General features: G+C 60.4%; 20 protein-coding genes and 2 pseudogenes. 12 read left to right on the forward strand and 10 right to left on the reverse strand.

The features are described 5' to 3' along the window. The first annotated feature begins 77 nt into the window (after positions 1 to 77). Both AS026_RS38960 and AS026_RS00705 read left to right on the forward strand, forming a co-directional pair. Positions 78 to 841, forward strand: a pseudogene (locus AS026_RS38960) (IS5 family transposase). 30 nt (positions 842 to 871) lie between these two features. Next, entirely contained in the window at positions 872 to 1,486 is a 615-nt protein-coding gene (locus AS026_RS00705; protein ID WP_062368336.1) for a transferase hexapeptide repeat family protein, read from the forward strand. 209 nt (positions 1,487 to 1,695) lie between these two features. On the opposite strand, the pseudogene AS026_RS42855 reads toward AS026_RS00705, so the two are convergent. From AS026_RS42855 to AS026_RS00715, 3 genes and pseudogenes are all read right to left on the reverse strand, one after another. Further along, positions 1,696 to 1,875: pseudogene (locus tag AS026_RS42855) on the reverse strand (DUF6880 family protein); the annotation flags it as partial. A gap of 58 nt (positions 1,876 to 1,933) precedes the next feature. Further along, on the reverse strand, positions 1,934 to 3,172 hold the full coding sequence (locus AS026_RS00710) for a type II toxin-antitoxin system HipA family toxin (RefSeq protein WP_062368337.1): 1,239 nt from the start codon (positions 3,170 to 3,172) through the stop codon (positions 1,934 to 1,936). Beyond that, entirely contained in the window at positions 3,169 to 3,441 is a 273-nt protein-coding gene (locus tag AS026_RS00715; protein WP_062368338.1) for a helix-turn-helix transcriptional regulator, read from the reverse strand. Before AS026_RS00715 ends, AS026_RS00710 begins: the two co-directional genes overlap by 4 nt. Before the next feature lie 169 nt (positions 3,442 to 3,610). On the opposite strand from AS026_RS00715, the gene AS026_RS40925 reads away from it, so the two are divergent. After that, positions 3,611 to 3,826, forward strand: a complete 216-nt coding sequence (locus AS026_RS40925; protein ID WP_245307280.1) for a hypothetical protein — start codon at positions 3,611 to 3,613, stop codon at positions 3,824 to 3,826. A gap of 39 nt (positions 3,827 to 3,865) precedes the next feature. Here AS026_RS40925 and AS026_RS00725 read toward each other — a convergent pair whose 3' ends face one another. Further along, positions 3,866 to 4,240, reverse strand: coding sequence for a hypothetical protein (locus AS026_RS00725; RefSeq protein WP_062368339.1), 375 nt, complete (start codon positions 4,238 to 4,240; stop codon positions 3,866 to 3,868). Between AS026_RS00725 and AS026_RS00730 the strand changes: the two genes are divergently transcribed. Beyond that, on the forward strand, positions 4,239 to 5,648 hold the full coding sequence (locus tag AS026_RS00730) for an NfeD family protein (protein WP_062368340.1): 1,410 nt from the start codon (positions 4,239 to 4,241) through the stop codon (positions 5,646 to 5,648). The genes AS026_RS00725 and AS026_RS00730 overlap by 2 nt on opposite strands. Positions 5,649 to 5,674: 26 nt before the next feature. After that, positions 5,675 to 6,436: a slipin family protein gene (locus tag AS026_RS00735; RefSeq protein WP_062368341.1), complete on the forward strand. Its 762-nt coding sequence runs from the start codon at positions 5,675 to 5,677 to the stop codon at positions 6,434 to 6,436. 88 nt (positions 6,437 to 6,524) lie between these two features. On the opposite strand, the gene AS026_RS00740 is transcribed toward AS026_RS00735, so the two are convergent. The 4 genes from AS026_RS00740 to paaG form a co-directional block, all read right to left on the reverse strand. Further along, a complete protein-coding gene (locus AS026_RS00740; RefSeq protein ID WP_025660533.1) occupies positions 6,525 to 7,121 on the reverse strand; it encodes a TetR/AcrR family transcriptional regulator in 597 nt (198 codons plus the stop codon). Between the two features lie 104 nt (positions 7,122 to 7,225). After that, positions 7,226 to 8,536, reverse strand: a complete 1,311-nt coding sequence (gene paaK / locus AS026_RS00745) for a phenylacetate--CoA ligase PaaK (protein WP_062368342.1) — start codon at positions 8,534 to 8,536, stop codon at positions 7,226 to 7,228. A gap of 35 nt (positions 8,537 to 8,571) precedes the next feature. Further along, on the reverse strand, positions 8,572 to 9,021 hold the full coding sequence (paaI, locus tag AS026_RS00750; protein WP_062368343.1) for a hydroxyphenylacetyl-CoA thioesterase PaaI: 450 nt from the start codon (positions 9,019 to 9,021) through the stop codon (positions 8,572 to 8,574). Further along, positions 9,018 to 9,812 carry a 2-(1,2-epoxy-1,2-dihydrophenyl)acetyl-CoA isomerase PaaG gene (paaG, locus tag AS026_RS00755; protein ID WP_062368344.1) on the reverse strand — a complete coding sequence of 265 codons (795 nt, stop codon included), beginning with the start codon at positions 9,810 to 9,812 and terminating at the stop codon, positions 9,018 to 9,020. Before paaG ends, paaI begins: the two co-directional genes overlap by 4 nt. A gap of 102 nt (positions 9,813 to 9,914) precedes the next feature. On the opposite strand from paaG, the gene paaN reads away from it, so the two are divergent. The 7 genes from paaN to AS026_RS00790 all read left to right on the forward strand — a co-directional run bounded on the left by paaN (position 9,915) and on the right by AS026_RS00790 (position 18,203). Beyond that, a complete protein-coding gene (paaN, locus tag AS026_RS00760) occupies positions 9,915 to 11,573 on the forward strand; it encodes a phenylacetic acid degradation protein PaaN (RefSeq protein ID WP_062368345.1) in 1,659 nt (552 codons plus the stop codon). A gap of 41 nt (positions 11,574 to 11,614) precedes the next feature. Next, on the forward strand, positions 11,615 to 12,763 hold the full coding sequence (locus tag AS026_RS00765; RefSeq protein ID WP_062368346.1) for an ABC transporter substrate-binding protein: 1,149 nt from the start codon (positions 11,615 to 11,617) through the stop codon (positions 12,761 to 12,763). A gap of 67 nt (positions 12,764 to 12,830) precedes the next feature. Beyond that, positions 12,831 to 13,703, forward strand: coding sequence for a branched-chain amino acid ABC transporter permease (locus AS026_RS00770; protein ID WP_018856760.1), 873 nt, complete (start codon positions 12,831 to 12,833; stop codon positions 13,701 to 13,703). A 2-nt stretch (positions 13,704 to 13,705) separates the two neighbouring features. Continuing rightward, complete coding sequence (locus AS026_RS00775; protein WP_425349741.1) at positions 13,706 to 14,662, forward strand: branched-chain amino acid ABC transporter permease; 957 nt, start codon at positions 13,706 to 13,708, stop codon at positions 14,660 to 14,662. Further along, positions 14,659 to 15,444, forward strand: coding sequence for an ABC transporter ATP-binding protein (locus tag AS026_RS00780; protein ID WP_062368348.1), 786 nt, complete (start codon positions 14,659 to 14,661; stop codon positions 15,442 to 15,444). The genes AS026_RS00775 and AS026_RS00780 overlap by 4 nt, the downstream gene beginning before the upstream one ends. Beyond that, positions 15,431 to 16,132, forward strand: a complete 702-nt coding sequence (locus tag AS026_RS00785; RefSeq protein WP_062368349.1) for an ABC transporter ATP-binding protein — start codon at positions 15,431 to 15,433, stop codon at positions 16,130 to 16,132. The genes AS026_RS00780 and AS026_RS00785 overlap by 14 nt, the downstream gene beginning before the upstream one ends. Before the next feature lie 4 nt (positions 16,133 to 16,136). Next, positions 16,137 to 18,203, forward strand: a complete 2,067-nt coding sequence (locus AS026_RS00790; RefSeq protein WP_062368350.1) for a 3-hydroxyacyl-CoA dehydrogenase NAD-binding domain-containing protein — start codon at positions 16,137 to 16,139, stop codon at positions 18,201 to 18,203. 32 nt (positions 18,204 to 18,235) lie between these two features. On the opposite strand, the gene AS026_RS00795 is transcribed toward AS026_RS00790, so the two are convergent. Then, complete coding sequence (locus tag AS026_RS00795) at positions 18,236 to 18,982, reverse strand: CpsD/CapB family tyrosine-protein kinase (protein ID WP_062368467.1); 747 nt, start codon at positions 18,980 to 18,982, stop codon at positions 18,236 to 18,238. 141 nt (positions 18,983 to 19,123) lie between these two features. After that, positions 19,124 to 20,578, reverse strand: coding sequence for a GumC family protein (locus AS026_RS00800; RefSeq protein ID WP_062368351.1), 1,455 nt, complete (start codon positions 20,576 to 20,578; stop codon positions 19,124 to 19,126). Between the last annotated feature and the right edge of the window lie 242 nt (positions 20,579 to 20,820).

Raw genomic sequence — 20,820 nt, forward strand, 5'->3', positions numbered from 1 at the left:
CTACAGCGTAAACTCATAAAATTTCTTGGCATTTATCGACCGGCGTGATTCAAGGCTTCGAAATAGGGAAGCATTTGATGACACGTCGTCGCTACGAACTGACTGACCACGAATGGTCGATTATATCGCCGTTGTTACCCAACAAGCCACGCGGCGTTGCCCGCGTTGATGATCGGCGGGTACTGAATGGCATCCTCTGGCGGTTTCGAACGGGCTCGCCTTGGGCGGAAGTTCCGGAACGCTATGGCCCGCCGACGACCTGTTACAACCGCTTCGTCCGCTGGCGCAAAGCCGGGGTATGGGATCGGCTTCTTGAAGCGGTGTCCAAGGCCTACGATGGCGACATCGTCATGATCGACTCGACCTGTGTCCGCGTTCACCAGCACGCGGCCACGGGAAAAAAAGGGATGGAGACGATGGTGGCATGGGACGTTCCCGCGGCGGCCTTACGAGCAAAATCCATGCGCTCGTCGATGCCGAAGGTCGCCCGGTCAATCTGCGTCTGACTGGTGGACAGATCGCCGATTGTGCCGAAGCCGACGCGCTGACGGATGAGCTTGGCGAGGGGGACATCCTGCTGGCCGACAAGGGTTATGACACGAATGCCATACGGGCAAAGGCCGCCGAGAGAAAGGCCTGGGCCAACATCCCGCCGAAGAGTAATCGCAAGGGCTCTTTCGTATTTTCGCGCTGGGTCTATCGGCAACGTAATCTCGTGGAACGGTTCTTCAACAGGATCAAGCAGTTCCGAGGCATCGCAACCCGATATGACAAGCGCCCGGAAAACTACCTCGCCGCTGTAAAGCTCGTCGCAACAAGAATATGGTGCCAGAGTTTATGAGTCGACGCCGTAAGACAAGCGACTGATCAGATGGCTATGGTCTATTCCTACGATGGCGTCGTGCCGGTGATCCATCCGGCGGCCTTCGTCCATCCGGCCGCGGTGGTGATCGGCGACGTCATCATCGGACCAGCCTGCTATGTCGGGCCTTGCGCCGTGCTGCGCGGGGATTTCGGGCGCATTGTCATGGAACGCGGTTCGAACGTTCAGGAGACCTGCGTCGTACACAGTTTCCCCAATGTCGAGGTGGTGATCGGCGAGGAAGGCCACATCGGGCACGGCGCCGTGCTGCACGGCTGCCGGATCGGTCGCAACGCCATGGTGGGAATGAATGCGGTCGTCATGGACGAGGCTGTCATCGGCGAAAATTCGATCGTTGCCGCCATGGCCTTCGTCAAGGCGGGGGCTGACATCCCGGCAAACAGCCTGGCGGTCGGCTCGCCGGCCAGGGTCATCCGCGAGCTCAGTGAAAAGGAAATCGCTTGGAAGCGCCAGGGCACAGGCGTTTATCAGCGTCTCGCCCTTGAGGCCAGAGACAAGCTTCAACCGGCCGAACCACTCAGCGAGCCGGAGGCGGACCGTCGACGGATCCAGGCACCCGAATATGACCCACTGATCCTGGAACGTCTGAAATTCGGCGATTGAGCCAAGGCATGTTCCCAAAGTTACAACGCTGACCTGATATCGGGGCAAGGAGTTGGCTGACCATCGACGACTGGCAATAGGCGCGATAGGTGTTCTCATTTGGGCTGCGCTGCCGGGGTGATCTGGGCGCGGACCGGGAGCCGAGCCTTTTTTTCTCACAAGGCCTAATTATCAATATCCGCCGCCACCACCGCCTCTGGGAAAGAGTGCCTCTCGAACTGGCCGTAAGCATTGCTCTGAACTGCCTTGAATATCTTCTCGGCCAGGACATCGGCATCGATATTCGCCGCCTTGGCGATCGCGCCGGCGTCGGTGCAGGCTTGATGGAAGCTCTGGATCGACGAGCCGCTGCCATCGTTCGATCGCTGAAATAGAGGATCCGCAGTTGCGTGAGCGCAATATTTGCAAGAGAAGCGGAAATAATTTCCGCCCTGCGTGCTTTTCTGGCTATCCGCGACATTGGACCTGTATTCGCCGACACCGCTTTCGGACGGAATTGATAATCTTCTCGAGGACTATCACCGGATCGCCAGCGAGAGCCTCGACTTGCGGCGCTACGTCGTCGCACGCGGCGCTGACACGCTCGGCAAGTTCCACAACGCGCCTCAACGTCGATGCACCGCTTAATCCAACCTCGTCTGCCAGGGCCTGCCAATCCGCTCGCCGTAGGTCCGGAGCGTTGAACCGGCCGGCGATCCCCTGCGGCAAACTTTGGTCAACCTGACGGTACACAGCCGCGCACATCAGGTCATAGAGCGGCGCCATCTTCGCTGACCCGCCAGCACCGATCAGGATGGAATAGTTCTTGGCATGGGAATCCGAATTGCAAATCAGCACGTTGAATATAACTGCATCGAGCAGCGTCAGGCGCTCGGCAGGCGAAACCAGATCGCTGGCGGTGTCGAACATCATTTTCAGGGTCACGCCGCGTCCGGTGGAGGAGCGCTCATATTTCTGCGATGGGAAGTTGCCCGTTAGCTGGCAAAGATCTTCCTGATGCAGTCGACGAGTCTCGCCTTGCGGATCGGTGAAGCGGTCATGGCGCTTCACGAGCAGATAGCGCCGGTTACCCGCGACACCGATCGTTGCTTCGGCGGCCCCCAGTCCACAGGCGCGCGCGAGGGTAAGGCAGAAGGCTTCGTTCTCGACACTGCCCGCAAGCCGTTTTGAACCCGGCTTCAGAATATGGGTTGAGGGTGTCCCATCGATCGGAATGGAGATGGCGCCACCCTCATCCACGAAGACCGGTAGCTTCTCTTGCACGCCCGCAAGAGACATGGAGACGCCACGTTCTCCAACCAGGAAGGGTTTTGCCGGAAGCTCGCCCAGGATACGCTCCAGTGCCGTCGCATCCGGCACGGGCTGCAGATGAATGCCCGGCTTACGGGGCGCACCAATCGACAATGCACCCGCCGTGTCCCGCCCGATGTGGCCGAGCAGACCAACGATGTCCTGGGGCGAGACCTTCAGCCGCCGGCCGATTTCGGCGAGGTGCGTTTCCGGGAGCAGATTTGCAAGCCAGGGCAGGAGCCGTTCAGCACCGACTGGGCCTGCACGGAGCGACATGGTCAGCGACACTGGGAAGGCCGAGCGGCGCGCTTCCCAGCTCGGGTCATAGTCCAGTCGCCACTCGCCATCGAAGGTCAGGTGGGCGACGGGGAGGGCTTCGTAGAAGATCGTCGTCATCGACCGTCACCGAAGGTCGGCAGGAAGTCCAGGTCATCGTCAGGCGAGGCCGGGGCGGCTTGGGCCGTCCTGAGATCGCCGATCTCGATGCCGACAGTGCGCGCCACGATCAAGGACTTTTCAAGCTGGCAGCTTGGCTTGCCGGATTCGAGCTCGACGATGAAGCGCTCGCCGGTGCCGGACCGGGCGGCAAGCTCGGTCTGTGTCCAGCCAAGCGCCTTCCGATTTTTCCGGATGGCGGCGCCGAAATCGCGTGCGGACCTGAACACCGAGCATCTCCTGAGGTGGCTTACCGTACAGGAAGATTTCCGTTAGACCAACCAATCCTTACCGATCGGGAAGCGTGTGTCCGAAGGCATAAGAATCACCCCGATCGGGACGTTTTTGCGCATCCGGATACCCTTGAAAATCGAGGTCCCTGAGATCCGGGGATCGCGTGTGGTACAAGCCGAGGATGCGATCAAGCTCGCAGTGATACAAGCCTCCAACGAGGCGAATATCTCGAAGCGAGAACTGGCCCGCCGCCTCGGCAAGACCGAAAATGAAGCCAGACGGATCTTGGATCCTGACCATCATTCCAAGCTTGGACAGCTGCAGGATGCGATGCAGGCGCTCGGCAAAACCATCGTCGTTTCGGTTCTCGAAGCGGCTTGAAACAGAGAAAGGCGCGGACCGGGAGTCGGGCCTTTTTTCTCACAAGACCTGATTATCAATATCCACCTGCACCAACGCCTCTGGGAAAGAGTGCCTCAGGCGGCATCGTCCGACCGGTCTTCCCGCTGCCGTTTCCGATGCCGTTGTTCTTCGGCAGCGATCAATCGCCTCGAGAATTCTGCCGGCTATCGACGCCGCAAACTGGTCGCCAGCTGCACTAAGTTTCGCCGCCAGCGCATTACCTGCTTTTGATCCGGATTGCTCGATCGCACCTCCAGCCTCGCGACCGCCTTGAGCAAAACGATCCTCGATACCCTCAAAGACATTCAAGCTGTTCGCCCCGGACTGCGACGCTTTTCTTTCTCTTTGTGATTTCTGGCTCTTTGTGATTTCTGGGATATACTGGAAAATCATGAGCGTTCCGCAAGTGGTAGCGCTGAGCTTGAAGCGTTGGCGGTGGGTGCCGCCAATCCTGATCTCGTTGTTCTTGCTGCTCTTAGCTCCAGGCATCTACACGCTGTCGGCGTCGGCGCAATCCAATCGCGCTGCGGTCGTCCTCAAGGTGAACGGCGCCATCGGACCTGCAACGGCAGATTATGTCATACGGGGCCTTCAGCGTGCCGGCGGACATGCCAGCCTGATTATCCTTGAGATGGACACGCCCGGTGGCCTCGACACGTCCATGCGGGACATCATTCGCGCCATCCTTGCCTCGCCCGTCCCAGTCGCCGGCTTCGTCGCACCGAGCGGCGCAAGGGCTGCCAGCGCCGGTACCTATATTCTCTATGCAAGCCACATTGCCGCGATGGCGCCAGGCACGAACCTCGGAGCAGCCACACCGATCGCGCTCGGGGTGAACCCTTTTGGCGGCGATGCAAAACCCGGGAACGAACCGGACAAGCAAGATAACAAGCAAGCCGAGCCTCCAGCCAGTGCCAGCGAAAAGAAGATCATCAACGACGCGGTGGCGTATATTCGCGGGCTTGCGGAATTGCGCAATCGTAACGCCGACTGGGCAGAGCGGGCCGTGCGGGAAGGCGCGAGCCTTTCATCGACCGCAGCCGTGCGCGAACATGTCATTGATTTCACGGCGGTGGATGTCAACGATCTCCTTGCGCAGGCACAGGCGCGCGTGGTGCGGGTCGGTCAGACAGACATGCGAATTGATACCGCCGGTCTGGCGGTGCAGGAATTCGAACCGGACTGGCGAACACGCCTGCTTTCGGTGATCACCGATCCAAACATCGCAATCATCCTGATGATGGTTGGTATCTATGGCCTCATCTTCGAGTTTCTTGCGCCCGGGACGATGCTCCCAGGAACAATCGGCGGCATCTCACTCCTTCTTGGTCTCTATGCCCTGGCATTGCTTCCGGTGAGTTTTGCCGGCATCGGGCTCATTATCCTCGGCGTCGGATTGACGGTGGCCGAGATGCACTCGCCAAGCTTCGGCGCTCTGGGCATCGGCGGCGGGGTAGCCATGATCCTCGGCGCAACCATTCTGTTTGATACGGATATGCCGGGTCTTCAGGTTTCGCGCCCGGTACTTGGCGCAATCGCTCTTGCCAGCCTCGTTTTCAGCCTTCTCGTTGCACGCCTGGCATTTGCCTCGCGGAGGCGCGAGGTCGCAACGGGCGCTGAGCAGATGATCGGTATTTCGGGCCAGGTCGAGAGTTGGGCCGGGCCTAAAGGCTACGTCATCGCGCATGGCGAGCGCTGGAAGGCAATTTCCACCGAGGCGCTCGCCGCCGGGGACGCTATCGAGGTAATCGCCCGCAACGGTCTGACGCTCGAGGTCGAGAGACGCCTCGACAAGAGTTAGCGGCTTGAAGAGAGCAGGAGAACGTCATGGCTATGTTTGCAGATCTTGCCTTTTATCTTGTCGCGATCCTTATCTTGCTCGTGATCATTGCATCCGCGATCAAGATCCTGCGGGAATACGAACGCGGCGTCGTTTTCACGCTTGGCCGCTTCACAGGCGTCAAGGGACCCGGCCTGATACTCCTGATCCCCTACGTCCAGCAAATGATCCGGGTCGACTTGCGCACGCGGGTACTCGATGTGCCGAGCCAGGACGTCATTTCTCATGACAATGTCTCGGTCCGCGTCAGCGCGGTGATCTATTTCAGGGTCATTGATCCCGGAAAGTCGACGATACAGGTCGAGGACTTCATGATGGCGACCAGCCAGCTTGCCCAGACGACATTGCGCTCGGTCCTCGGCAAGCATGACCTGGACGAGATGCTGGCGGAACGTGACCGGCTCAACCTGGACATTCAGGAAATCCTTGACGCTCAGACGGATGCCTGGGGCATCAAGGTCGCCACTGTCGAGATCAAGCATGTCGACATCAACGAGTCGATGATCCGCGCGATTGCCCGCCAGGCGGAGGCCGAACGCGAGCGACGCGCAAAAGTCATCAATGCCGAGGGTGAACAGCAGGCGGCTGCAAAGCTCCTCGAAGCGGCCCAAGTCCTCGCCAGGCAGCCAGAGGCCATGCAGCTGCGCTATCTGAACACCTTGAACGTCATCGCAAGCGAGAAGAGCTCAACGATCCTGTTCCCCTTCCCGATGGAGTTCGGCAATCTCATGGCTCCGAAACCGAAATGATCAAGCTTCAGGCTCAGCCCGCGGGTCATGATCATCTTAAGAGGCCTTATGCGCGACTGAAGCGCAATTAGCGAAACGTCGCGGGCCCTTAGCGTACCGCCTTGACGCCCTCGAGGATCAGGGTCGTGGCGATATCGGCATACTCGTCACGGCTGACCTGGCCGCCTGGGCGAAACCACATGTAGACCCAGTTCATCATGCCGAAGAGCGACATGGTCACTGGCATCAGCAAGGGCTTGCTGGCATTGAGGTCCGGGTTGATCTCGATGATGGTATTGGAGAAGCGCTTGACGATCCGACGCTCGATGGCGCGCAACTCGTCCAGCTGTTCCTGCGACAGCGCACTCGTGCCGTTCAGCTGCACCTTGTGCTCGTTGTCCGCATCGCGATAATTCTCCAGGACTTGCCGCACCAGCAGCCGAAGTCGCTCCTGAGGCGTCACACTGGGCTCGTCTGCGGCGGCAACGGCAGCTTCCAGTTCCTCGAGATGGTTGCGAATGATGTCGAAAATCAACGCGTCCTTGCTCGGGTAATAGTGATAGAGGAGGGCTTTGGAGACGTTGCTGCGCGAGGCAATGTGGGCCATGGAGGCTTTCTCCATTCCCATTTCCGCAAAGACGGCAGCGGCGCTGCTCAAGAGGCTGCGTTGTTTCTCTTCAAAATCGATCGCGCGCGTTCGTGCCATATTATCCCTGCGTTCCTGTTCTTCCTCCGCGCCCCCACGCGATGAGCCGAAGGCTCCTGATTTTCAGCTTCCCGGAATGATCATCACGCCGGGAAGCAGTGGCCTTATTCCTTTGGCCTGTTGTCGACGACCCGCTTTGCCTTGCCCTCGGATCGTGCGACTCCACCCGGGTCGCGAATCTCGATCTTCGTGGTAACACCAACGACGCTCTTGATGTAGTGGGCAAGGGATTTTGCCGAGGAGGCGCGTGCAATTTCGTCCGCAGCCTCAGGCGTGCACTCGACATGAACCGTCATCTGGTCCATGCGACCGGCGCGGCTGAGCTCGATCTGGAAGTGCGGAGCAAGCCCCTGACACTTCAGAATCTGCTCCTCGATCTGGGTCGGGAAGACGTTGACACCGCGAAGGATCATCATGTCGTCGGAGCGGCCGGTGATCTTTTCGATACGCCGCATGGAGCGGGCCGTACCCGGCAGCAGCCGCGTCAGGTCGCGCGTGCGGTAACGGATGATCGGCAGGCCTTCCTTGGTCAGCGTCGTGAAGACGAGCTCGCCCATTTCACCATCGGGAAGAACCTCGCCCGTCGCCGGGTCGATGATTTCAGGATAGAAATGGTCTTCCCAGATGTGCAGCCCGTCCTTGGTCTCGACGCACTCACTGGCAACGCCGGGGCCCATGACTTCGGAGAGGCCATAGATATCGACCGCATGCATGTCGAACGACTGCTCGATTTCCTGACGCATCGCGTTCGTCCAGGGCTCGGCGCCGAAGATGCCGACCGCCAGCGAGCTCTCGCGCGGGTCGATGCCCTGTCTGTGGAACTCGTCGAGGATCGAAAGCATATAGGATGGCGTCACCATGATGATGCGCGGCCGGAAATCCTGTATCAACGTGACCTGACGTTCTGTCATGCCGCCCGACATCGGCACGACGGTACAGCCAAGCCGTTCGGCGCCGTAGTGGGCGCCAAGGCCACCCGTGAAGAGACCGTAGCCGTAGGCGACGTGGACCATGTCTCCAGGCCGGCCACCGGCAGCACGGATCGAGCGCGCCACCATATCTGCCCAGACGTCGATGTCCTTCTGCGTATAGCCGACGACCGTCGGCTTGCCTGTGGTGCCCGAAGATCCGTGGATGCGCGTCAGCTTCTCGCGCGGCACGGCAAACATGCCAAAGGGATAGGTATCGCGAAGATCCTTCTTGGTCGTGAAGGGGAACTTTGCGAGATCGGCCAGCGACTTCAGATCCGAGGGATGGACGCCCGCTTCGTCGAAACGCGCACGGTAGAAGGGCGAATTCTCATAGGCATGGCTCAGTGACCATTTCATCCGGTCAAGCTGAAGTGCTGCAATCTCGTCACGCGATGCTGTTTCTATCGCTTCGAGGTCGCCGGGGCGGGGTGAAAGGTCTTCCATGTCTGTCTCTCCTCCGAGATGAATGACCGGCGGCTTTACGCCTCTTCCGGCAAAAGGGTGCCCTTGACGGTGCGCGAATGGCCACGGAACTCGGCAATGTGCTCGCCGTTCTGATTGGTCACGTTGATATCGTAGATGCCGCCACGTCCGCGCCGGGAAACCTCCCGCGCGGTTGCCGTCAAGCGGTCGCCGGCAAAGGCCGGTGCGATGTAGGTAACCGAGCAATGCTGCGCGACGGCCCGCTGATTGTAGGTGTTGCAGGCAAAGGCAAAGGCGGAATCGGCCAGCGCGAAGATGTATCCGCCGTGGCAGGTCCCATGGCCGTTGGTCATCTCCGGCTTGATGACCATCGAAATGACCGCCATGCCGGGCGCCACACGTTCCATCGCCATGCCAAGATGACGGGAGGCATTGTCGTCGCGCCACATGGCGTCTGCGCAGGCGTTCGCAAGCTCCTGGGCCATGAGAATGATCCTGTCGGTCATTGTCCCTTGAACTCCGGCTTGCGCTTTTCCAGGAAGGCGGCAACGCCCTCGGCATAGTCGGCACTGCGTCCAGCTTCGCGCTGCAGATCGCGTTCAAGCTCAAGCTGCTCGTCGAGCGAATTGGTCGCCGCTGCCTGGATCGCGCGCTTGGTCATGCCGAGACCCTTTGTCGGTCCGGCAGCAAGTTTGGTGGCAAGGGTCCTGGCTTCATCGAGGAGTGCCGCATCGTCGACCGTCTTCCAGATCAGCCCCCAGCTTGCCGCCGTTTCCGCGTCGAGCGGCTCGGCGGTCAGTGCCAGCGCCTTGGCGCGCGCTTCGCCAAGCAGCCGCGGCAGGCTCCAGGTGCCGCCGGAATCGGGTACGAGGCCGATCTTGGCAAAGGCCTGAATGAACCGCGCCGAGCGCGCCGCCAGAGTGATATCGCATGCAAGCGCGATATTGGCGCCCGCACCCGCGGCAACGCCGTTGACGGCACAGATGACGGGCTTTTCCAGTGTCCTGATCAGCCGGATCAGCGGGTTGTAGAAAAGCTCGATCGTGCGTCCGAGGTCCGGGGCCGCCCCACCCTTGCGCGGATCGCGGTCGCCGAGGTCCTGCCCCGCGCAGAAGCCGCGACCGGCGCCGGTCAGAAGCACAGCCCGAACGGATGCATCCTGATGCGCACGTTCGAAGCCTGCCCTGAGCGCCAGGTGCATTTCTTCATTGAAGGCGTTGAGCTTGTCTGGACGGTTGAGCGTCAACGTAAGGACGCCATCGGCAAATGCCGATTGGACGGTGTCGGATTCGGACATGTTTCCTCCAGTTCCGCCAGGATCGGGCGGTTCATGAAAAAACTCTTGCATAAACCGACCGGCCGGTCAATTATAAATCCACAGCATGAGAGGAACATGTGAATGGATGCCCTTTTCGACCGCCACCAGCCAACCCTTGCCGCAGCCCTGAAGGCTGCGCAGGAACGCGGTTATTGGTCGGCCTATCCTGAAATCCCAAGCGGCAAGATCTATGGCGAAACAGCCAAGGACGATGGCCTGGCATCCTACAAGATCAGGCTCGGCAAGCCTTTCGACTTGCCTGGCCATCCCGAGACGACGAATGTCGGCGCGGAAGTCTCGCCATTTGGCCCGACGCTCGCCATCACCTATCCGGCTGCAGATGCAGACACGCTGATCGCCGCCTCACAGGCTGCGGCACCCGCATGGGCGGATGCGGCGGCAAAGACCCGCGTCGGCATCTGCCTCGAAGTTCTGGCCCGCCTCAATCGCATCAGCTTCGAAATCGCCAATGCCGTCATGCACACGACGGGACAGGCCTTTGCCATGGCATTCCAGGCTGGCGGACCGCATGCACAAGACCGCGGCCTCGAAGCCGTTGCTTATGCCTTCGCGGAGATGACCCGCACGCCGGCTCAGGCCATCTGGACCAAACCGCAGGGCAAGGCCGAGCCGATCGTTCTGGAAAAACACTGGCGTATCCTGCCGCGTGGGATCTCGCTGGTGATTGGCTGCCAGACATTTCCGACCTGGAACAGCTATCCAGGCCTGTTTGCCAGCCTCGCGACCGGCAACACCGTCATCGTCAAGCCGCATCCGGGCGCAATCCTGCCATTGGCGATCACGGTTTCGGTCATTCGCCAGGTGCTTGCCGAAGAGGGATTTGACGCCAATATCGCACTGCTGGCAGCCGATGCGCCGGGCGCCGAAATCACCCGCGATCTCGTTGAGAACAATGCGGTGCAGCTTATCGACTACACCGGCTCGAACAGCTTCGGCGATTGGGTGCGCAAGCATGCCGGAGACGCTCAGGTCTACACCGAAGAGGCTGGTGTCAATTCGATAGTCGTTGCCGGCACCGACGACTTTGCCGGCATGTGTGCCAACATCGCCTTTTCTCTCTCGCTCTACAGCGGCCAGATGTGCACCGCCCCCCAGAACATCTTCGTTCCAAGGAGCGGCATTAAGACCGATGAGGGCCACAAGAGCTTCGACGACGTGGCAAAGGCAATTGCCGCTGCCATCGACGACCTTCTTGGCGATCCGGCACGCGCCGCGGGAGTCTGTGGCGCGATTGCCAACCCGGCTACTCTATCGCGCATCGAGACCGCCCGCAGCCTCGGAACGCTCATTCGCGACTCTGCCCCGGTCACGACAGGCGATGCACGCACGGCAACGCCCCTCGTCCTTGCCGTCGATGCCGACAAGACGGATGCGCATGAGGAAGAGCGCTTCGGTCCGATCACCTTCATCGTCGCTGTTGCGGATGTTGGCGAGGGCATTGAAAAGGCGACAAGCCTCGCCCGTCGCAAGGGTGCGATCACCGCTGCACTTTATGACACCGACAGCAGCCGCATCGACGCTGCTGTCGACGCCTTCGCCAGGGCCGGCGTCAATCTCTCGATCAATCTGACCGGCGGCATCTTCGTCAATCAGAGTGCTGCGTTCAGTGATTTCCACGTCACCGGCGCCAACCCGGCCGGCAATGCCAGCCTGACAGACGCGGCCTTCGTGGCCAACCGCTTCCGAACCGTCATGTGGCGCCGTCCGAAGGCGGCGTGACGACTTTGACCTAACCTTTGTTCTCTTGGGAGGAGACTGACATGAAATTTGCGATGACCACCGCGCTCGCGGGTTCGCTTGCGCTCGGGCTTGGCTTTGCCGGCGAAGCCCTTGCCGACATCCGCATCGGAGCGACTGTCTCGGAAACAGGACCCGCCTCGTTCCTTGGCGACCCTGAAGCCAAGACGCTGAAGCTCCTGGTCGATGAGATCAATGCGGCAGGCGGCGTTCTCGGTGAGAAGCTCGAGCTCGTCATCTACGACGATGGCGGCGATCCGAACAAGGCACGCACCTTCGCAACGCGTCTGGTCGAGGACGACGAAGTCACCGCGGTCATTGGCGGCACCACCACCGGCACCTCGATGGCGATCATCCCGGTTGCCGAAGATGCCGAGATCCCATTCATCTCGCTTGCTGGCGCCATCGAAATCGTCGACCCGGTAAAACCCTACACCTTCAAGACGCCGCATACCGATCGCATGGCCTGCGCAAAGATCTTCGACGACATGAAGAAGAAGGGCTTCACGAAGATCGGCATGATCTCCGGCTCCGACGGCTTCGGCGCCTCCATGCACAAGCAGTGCCTGGCCATCGTTGGCGACTATGGCATTGAAGTGGTTGCAGACGAAACCTATGGGCCGAGCGATGCGGACATGACCCCGCAGCTCACCAACATCAAGAACACGTCAGGCGTGCAGGCAATCCTCAACCCGGGCTTCGGCCAGGGTCCGGCAATCGTCACCCGCAACTACGCACAGCTCGCCGTCGGTCTGCCGCTCTATCAGTCGCATGGTGTCGCCTCCAACGGCTTCATCGATCTGGCTGGCGCAAGTGCGGCCGAAGGCATTCGCCTGCCGGGTACTGCCCTGCTGGTGGCCGACCTCCTGCCAGAAAACGATCCGCAGCGCGCGGTCGTTGCCGCCTACAAGAAGAGCTTCGAAACAGCGACGGGCAAGCCGGTATCGACCTTCGGTGGCTACGCGCATGACGCGCTGCGCATCCTCGTCGACGCAATCAACCGTGCGGGCAAAGCCGATCCCGCAGCCATTCGCGAAGCCATTGAGCAGACGAAGGGCCTCGTCGGAACCACCGGAACCGTCACCATGACGGCTGACGATCACCTCGGCCTCGATCTCACGGCCTTCCGCATGCTGGAGATCCGTGACGGTAGCTGGAAGATCGTCGACTAAGTGCTGAGCCGTGCTTTCGGGAGCGCGTGGCGCTCCCGATCAGGCGCGGTGCAAAGGGAGGCAGCCAATGGCCGAGTTCATGCAATTTCTGCTGTCCGGGGTGACGGTCGGTGCGGTCTACGCGCTGGTGGCCCTCGGCTTCACCATCATCTACAACGCATCCGATGTCGTGAACTTCGCCCAGGGCGAATTCGTCATGCTCGGCGGCATGATCACCGTCTTTTCCTATCAGGCGGGCATTCCACTGCCGCTGGCGGCAATCCTTGCCATTCTCGTGACGGCGGCGATCGGGGTCGCGCTCAACAAGCTCGCCATCGAGCCCGCGCGCGGTGCCCCCGTGGTGTCCCTGATCATCATCACGATTGGCGCCTCGATCTTCATCCGCGGCCTGACGCAGATCGCCTTCGACAAGCAATTGCATCGCTTCCCCGCCTTTTCGGGTGATACGCCGATCGCAATCGGCGGCGCGACGATCCTGCCGCAGAGCCTGTGGGTCGTCGCCGGCGCGCTCATGGTCTTCATTGGCCTCTGGCTGTTCTTCACCAAGACGCTCACCGGCCGCGCGGTGCTGGCGACAGCCAATAACCGCATTGCCGCGCAACTGGTCGGCATCAACACGCGCTACATCATGACGCTGAGCTTCGCGCTTTCGGCCGCGATCGGCGCCTTGGCAGGTGTGCTCGTCACGCCGATCACGCTGACCAGCTATGATGTCGGCATCTCGCTGGCGCTCAAGGGCTTTGCCGCCGCCATGCTGGGCGGGATGGGCAACCCCAAGGGAGCACTCGTGGGCGGCCTGCTTCTCGGTGTCCTCGAGGCAATGACCGCCGGCTACATAAGCTCACAATACAAGGACGCGGCTGCCTTCATCGTGATCCTTGCCGTCCTCTTCGCCATGCCGCAGGGCATCTTCGGCCGCAAAGTCACGGATCGGGTATGACGATGAAGCTCTCCTCGAAAACCACCACGCTGCTTGTGCTGACGCTCGTCGTCGTCGCCCTGCCCTTCCTGTTTCCCTCCTCCTACTATTTCCGCGTCGGCTCGCTGATCTTCGTCAACGGACTTGCGGTGACGGGTCTTGTCATCCTCACCGGATATGCAGGCCAGATCAGCCTCGGCCATGCCGGCTTCGTCGGGATCGGCGGCTACAGCTGTGCGCTTGCGCCTCTCCACATCGGCCTGCATCCAGCCCTCGCCGTCATCCTTGGCGCCGTGCTCTCCGCGCTTGTCGCCTGGCTGGTCGGACGGCCTATCCTGCGGCTGAAGGGATACTACCTGGCCGTCGCCAGTCTCGGGCTTGGAGCGCTGGTTGCCATGGTGCTTGCCAATGAAGCGGGATTGACCGGTGGTCCTGACGGCATTGCCGTTGCCGACCTCGGATTGCGGCCGCTCCTGAAGTCACTCGGTCTCGACATGTCGAACCCGGTCTTCTGGTATGCCTTTACAGGTCTCATCATGCTGATCGGCGCCTGGCTCGCACTCAACCTCTTTCACAGCCCGACCGGGCGTGCGCTGCGCGCCCTTCATGGCTCGGAGGTCGCTGCCCGCACCGTCGGCGTCGATGTCGCGAAATACAAGCTGAGGGCCTTCGTGATCTCCGCCGTCTACGCGTCGGTCGCCGGTTCCCTGCTGGCGCTGCAGAACAAGTTCATCACCCCGGATGTTGCCGGCTACATGCATTCGATCGAGCTCGTCACCATGGCGGTTCTCGGTGGTGCGGGTTCTGTCGTCGGCGCGATCCTCGGGGCCGCCATCCTGACGACGCTGCCTCAGGTCCTGACCGTCTTTCAGGAATATGAGCAGCTCGTGCTCGGCCTCATCATGATGCTCGTGATGATCTTCATGCGCGACGGCCTGCTTCCGAGCCTTGCGCGCCTGATCAGAGGGAGGGGAGAATGAGCCTGCTTCAAGTCGAAGGCCTCGGGATCGACTTTGGCGGCCTGCGCGCCGTCAATGATGTGAGCTTTTCCCTGAAGGCCGGCGAAATCGTCTCGGTGATCGGACCGAACGGCGCCGGCAAGACGACCCTCTTCAACATGATTTCGGGCGTCTACCTGCCCGGCCGCGGGCGAATCCTGCTCGCAGGGGAGGATGTCACCGGCCTCGGGCCGCATCTGCTCGCCGAACGCGGTCTCTCCCGCACGTTCCAGAACCTGCAGATATTCCAGACAATGACGGTGCTGGAGAATGTCACCGTCGGTCATCACCTGCACGAACGGGGATCCATTCTCGCCGATCTCCTGGGTCTCCCGGGCTCGCGCCTGAGAAGCCAGGCCTCGGAAGCCGGAGCCCGCGAACTGCTTAAGCGTGTTGGCCTTGCCCAGGCAGCCGAGAGAACCGCGGGCTCCTTGTCCTACGGCGCGCTGAAACGGCTGGAGATCGCCCGCGCGCTTGCCTTGCAACCACGCGTGCTGCTTCTCGACGAGCCGGCAGCCGGCTGCAATGCCGTGGAAACGGAGGAGATCGATCACCTGATCGCCGAGGTCGCGGCAGAGGGCGTCTCCATCCTGCTTGTGGAGCATGACATGAAGATGGTGATGCGCATTTCGAACCATATCGTGGTGCTCGATCACGGCGAGAAGATCGCAGAAGGAGAACCGGCAGCGGTCGCCCGCAACCCGCGGGTCATCGAAGCCTATCTTGGCGCGCAAGCGGTGGAGGCGGCTGATGTTGACGGTTGAAGGATTGCGCTCCCGCTATGGCCGCATCGAGGTTCTGCACGGCATTGATCTTGAGGTCGGCTCCGGCGAAATCGTCACCGTGGTGGGGGCGAACGGCGCTGGCAAGACGACGCTTCTGCGTTGCCTTTCCGGCATACAGCCGGTGTCATCAGGTTCCATTGTGTTTCGCGGCGAGAGCCTGAACAGTGTTCCAGCCTATCGCCGCCCGGCGCGCGGCCTCGCGCAATCGCCTGAGGGACGGCAGATCTTCACGAACCTCTCCGTCGAGGAAAATCTGCGTCTCGGCGCCTTCCTTTTCTCCGACGACAAGGTCGAACGGGACATGGAGGAAGCATTCGTCATGTTCCCGGTGCTGCGCGAAAAACGCAATCTGGCGGCCGGGGGCCTGTCCGGCGGTCAGCAGCAGATGCTTGCGATTGCGCGTGCCCTGATGGCGCGCCCCTCCTGTCTTCTGCTCGACGAGCCAAGCATGGGACTGGCGCCGATCCTCGTCGCCCAGATCTTCGAGGTGGTGAAAGGCCTGCGTGCGCTCAACGTCACTGTGCTCCTCGTCGAACAGAACGCCTTTGGCGCACTGTCGATTGCCGACCGCGGCTATGTGATGGAGACCGGCCGTATTACAATGTCGGGACCAGCTAAGGACCTGATTGCCGACGAACGAATTCGCGAAGCCTATCTGGGAATTTGACATTATGACCGTGACCATCGAACGAAACGGCGACATCGCCATCGTCACCATCGACAACCCGCCCGTGAACGCCTTGTCGCAGGCAGTGCGGCAGGACCTGTGGAATGCGGCCGAGACGCTGGACGCCGATCCTTCGGTGCGCGCAGTGGTGCTGATCTGCGACGGACGGACGTTCATTGCCGGCGCCGATGTCAACGAATTCGGCAAGCCGCCGATGCCCCCTCACCTTCCCGACCTCGTCGCTCGTATCGAGACGGCAGCCAAGCCGTGGGTTGCCGCAATTCATGGCAGCGCGCTCGGTGGCGGCTTCGAAGTGGCGCTCGGCTGCCGCTTTCGCATAGCCGTGCCGTCGGCAAGCGTCGGGTTGCCCGAAGTCCGCCTCGGCATTGTTCCGGGTGCCGGGGGTACCGTGCGCCTGCCACGGCTGATCGGACCGGCGCTTGCCACCGAGATGGTCACAACGGGTACGCCCGTGGCAGCGCAGAAGGCGCGGTCTCAAGGGCTGATCGATGCTGTTGTCGAGGGTGATCTGGAAAAGGGGGCGATCGACTTTGCGCGTTCTGCCATCGATCAGTCCCTGCCACTTCCACTCCGCCAGCGGGGTGTACCAGCCGTCGACGCGACGTTCTGGGAAACGACCTCAAAGGCGGTCGCCACCCGCGCCAGGCGTGAGGACGCGCCGCTTCGTGCGCTCGCCTGCGTGAGGAAGGCGGCGGAGGCCGATTTCGAAACCGCGATGGCCTTCGAGCGGCAGACATTTCTCGAATTGCGCGGCTCACCCCAGGCTGCAGCCTTGCGCCACGTTTTCTTCACTGAGCGGGCAGCACCGAGGCCGCCTGAGCTTGCAGGGGTCGAGCCCCGAAAGATCCGTTCTGCCGCTGTTATCGGCGGCGGCACGATGGGCGCAGGTATTGCGGCCGCCCTTCGCGATGCGGGTCTGCCCGTAACGCTTGTGGAACGCGACGAGGCTGCGGTCGAGCGCGGCCTTTCTAACCTGCGTTCGATCTTCGAAGGCTCGCTCAAGCGCGGCAAGATCAGTCCAGACGTTGCGGCCGAGCGCCTGGCCGGCGTAACAGGAACGACCGACTACAGCCAGCTTTCTGCAACCGACCTGGTCATCGAAGCAGTGTTTGAGGATCTCGACGTGAAGCGCGAGGTCTTCAGCAGGCTTTCGACGGTTTGCCGCGCCGATGCGGTGCTTGCCACGAATACGTCCTACCTTAATCCCGAGCAGATCGCGGCAGGCATCAGGCACCCGGAGCGCTTCCTCGGGTTGCACTTCTTCAGTCCCGCACATGTCATGAAGCTGCTTGAAATCGTACCGACCGCTCATACCGCGCCCGCGACCCTTGCAACGGGCTTTGCACTTGCGAGGATGCTGAACAAGATCCCTGTGCGCGCCGGCATCTGCGATGGCTTTATAGGCAACCGGATCCTGAAAGTTACGCGCGCCCAGGCCGAACGTCTGTTGCTGGCGGGCGCGACACCACAGGCGGTCGATGCAGCGATGCGCAGCTTCGGGCTGCCCATGGGCCCATTCGAGGCCCAGGACCTCGGCGGCCTCGACATTGCCGCTTTCCAACGCAAGGCGGCGCGTGCCCGTGGCGAGACCCCCTTCGCTCCAATCGCGGAACGGCTTTGCGCATTGGAACGCTTTGGCCAGAAAAGCGGTGGTGGCTGGTACGACTACGCCAAGGGCGATCGCACGCCCAGACACTCGGATATCGTCGCCGACATCATTGCCGGGGAAGCACGAGAAACGCCGCAGCGAGAGTGGGATGAAGCCAGTATCATCGACTGCATCGTCCTGCCGATGGTCAATGAGGCGACAAAGATCCTCAACGAGAAGGTGGCGCTAAGGGCTGAGGATATCGACCTTGTGGAAATCCACGGATATGGCTTTCCGCGCTGGCGCGGTGGTCTGATGCACTATGCTGAAGGGCGCGGACTTGCCGAAATCGCCGCAAGGCTTGACGAGTTCGCAGCAAATGGTCTTGCCGAACCGCCTTGCAATCACTTCGAGAATATTGGACGCGAGCGCGAGATCCCCCTGGAGAAGGGGTCAAACTGATTTGGACAGGAATGTCTGGATGGCCACGTCCTTTAGTAGCCGTATTGTTCCGGATTGTACTGGCTCTTGTTCAGGACAACGCCCAGCACGTTCGTCTTCTCGCGCAGGGTCTGCTCGCAGATATCCACTTCACGTACTGTGCTTTGGCCGGAGGCGGCAACAAGAATAACCCCGTCCACATTCGGCAGAAACGCAAGCACATCGTCGGTCGACAGCATTGGAGGCAAATCATAGAGGATAACGTCCGGATTTATCTCCTGACGCATGTCCTGCAACGATTGAGCCGCCGCCGCACTTTGAAGGAGTTCCGCAGAGAACTGCACCGGCTGCCGGTTTGCTGCAATCGCCAGATTGGCTCCGTGACGGAAGAACGTTTCGCGCAAGCTCGCATCGCCCTTCAGGAAGCTCTCGAGAGAGCCCGGATTCTTGACTGCAAGGGACTTGCCAATCTGCGGGCGCCGCAGATCGAGATCGATCAGGACAGTTCGACAATCCTTTTGATTGGCCAGACTGAATGCAAGGTTGAGCGCGATGCACGTTTTCCCGCATGCTGGGGTAGGAGACGTTATTGCGACCGAAGTCCAATTGTTCTCCCTGAGCAGATGGAGCAGTTTGGTGCGCATCATGTCAAAGGCAACGTGAGCCGCGGATGAACGGCCTAAAGTGATAACGCGATTGTTAACCGCCGAATCGTGGTCGATAACCAGGGGAGGTAGCCCCTCCCAGGTTCCTCTGACAATCTCCAGTGGTTCCGGCAGCACCGGACTGCGATCGTCCATCTCGGCCATCCCTCTGCTATGCGACGCTCTACCAGCATATTCCATTAAAAATCCTCAATCACCGCGTCAGAGGCTGACGCTACTTGGGGTTCACTTTCCTGCTACCAGGTTGCGAAGGACGCCCTCCTCCCGGGCACAACATCACCGGTAGCTGAATGCGCGCGCGACGCTGTTAAGCTTCCTCTTAAATGGTGGCATTCGCGTTTCATTAGGGGTGGCGATGAAAGGGATCACCGCCAATGGCTGGGTCTGGAGCATTTGAACCAATTCGGACGGCCGACGGATCGTCTTGTTCAGTAGCTCGAGCAGTACGATGATTGCGAAACTCAACCCAAGACCAGCGAGGACGCCACCAAGGACGACAAGGCGACGTCGCGACCGCATCGGCTGTTGCGGTTCGGTGGCTTCCTCCAGTAGCGAGAATCGCCCTCCGTCAGAACGCGCTTCAATTTGCTGGCCGACCGAGGCCTCCGCGCGCTTGGCAATTGCCGTGTTGTATTGCGTTTGCGTGTTTTCCCGCGTTCGTTCAAGGGCGTTCAGGCGAATATCAGTAGCCGGCGTGGCGGTTATCGATTGCGTAAGAGAAGCAATCTTCTCGGCTATCTGCACCCGCTCCTTTTCGATCGCATCTATTCGCCTGTCCACGTCCGACAGTTGGAGATCAAGACCGGACTGAGCTCTCGTATCAACACCCTCCTGCTTTGCGGGAACGGTCTTCCCGCGCAGGGCTGCTATGCGCGCCCGCAACGCGACTATATTGGGGCTTGATTCCGCGAAGACCGTTAGTTGATCGGCAAGGGCCTTGTTGAGATCGAGAAGCATCTGCTGTTCTGCGGTAAGAGGTTCGCCCGTTGGATATTTCCCGGTCACCATATAGGTCTCTACCAAAAGACTGCGCCTGGTGCGGAGGTCGGATTCTTCGCGTTCAAGCGATATCAGTCGTTCCTGTAGTGTGCTTTGCTGGGCACGGCGAAACGCGAGACTCTCTGGCAAAGTATCCCTGTTCTCGTTCTTGAATTTCAACAAATCCGCTTCAATACGACTGAGGTCGCCATCGAGACGTTTTACCTCGTCGTTAAAGAACTCCAGCGTGTTGCCCGCCCTATCGGTTCTCTGCTTCTGATTGCTGCTCAGAATCGATGTCGCAAGTTCATTGGCGACACGCGCCGCCAGGGCTGGCGTGCCCGCCTCGAATCCAATGGTGAAAACCGATGCGCCATCCACACTGGTGAGCGCGGTCTGCTCGAAGATAATGCGGGATCGCAAATCCTTGACGAGGTACTCGACCGGGGGTTTTTCCTTCTCGTCGGCATAAATGTCGAGCTTGGCGGCGAGCATGACGAGATTGTCCCGCGTCGTCAGTTGCTGCTGAATTATCTGGAACTGGCCAAGCGAGCTTATCGGCACGGTGGACCGCACGAGATTAGCCGGAATCTGCGGTGCCTCGACCAGGATTCTGGCTGCTGACTGATAGCTGCGCGGCAGAAGGACAGCGACAACGAGAGCGATAGCTGTAGTCACCGCCACGCATAACAGAATTAACGGCAATCTCCGCAGAAGAACAGAAAGATAAAAACGGACGTCGATGTCACCCATTACGAATTCATCCGAACTAAAGAAACAGAGCGGTGTAGTGTAGATATGTCATATTCTGTCAGTTTCGCGATGCAAGATAGTTGGTCTATAGTGTAGGTTTCACCAGGGGATTTCTAGTCAATTTGGCTAGGGCTTTGCTTCACGCAGGCGTAGATTCCAAGTTAACACAACGCCATGAAAGACTTTTCGCCATCACCATCGTCGAGATGTAACCATTATTGGTAAGCATAGTCACCTTGTCT

It is taken from the genome of Rhizobium altiplani, assembly GCF_001542405.1.
Taxonomy (GTDB): domain Bacteria; phylum Pseudomonadota; class Alphaproteobacteria; order Rhizobiales; family Rhizobiaceae; genus Rhizobium; species Rhizobium altiplani.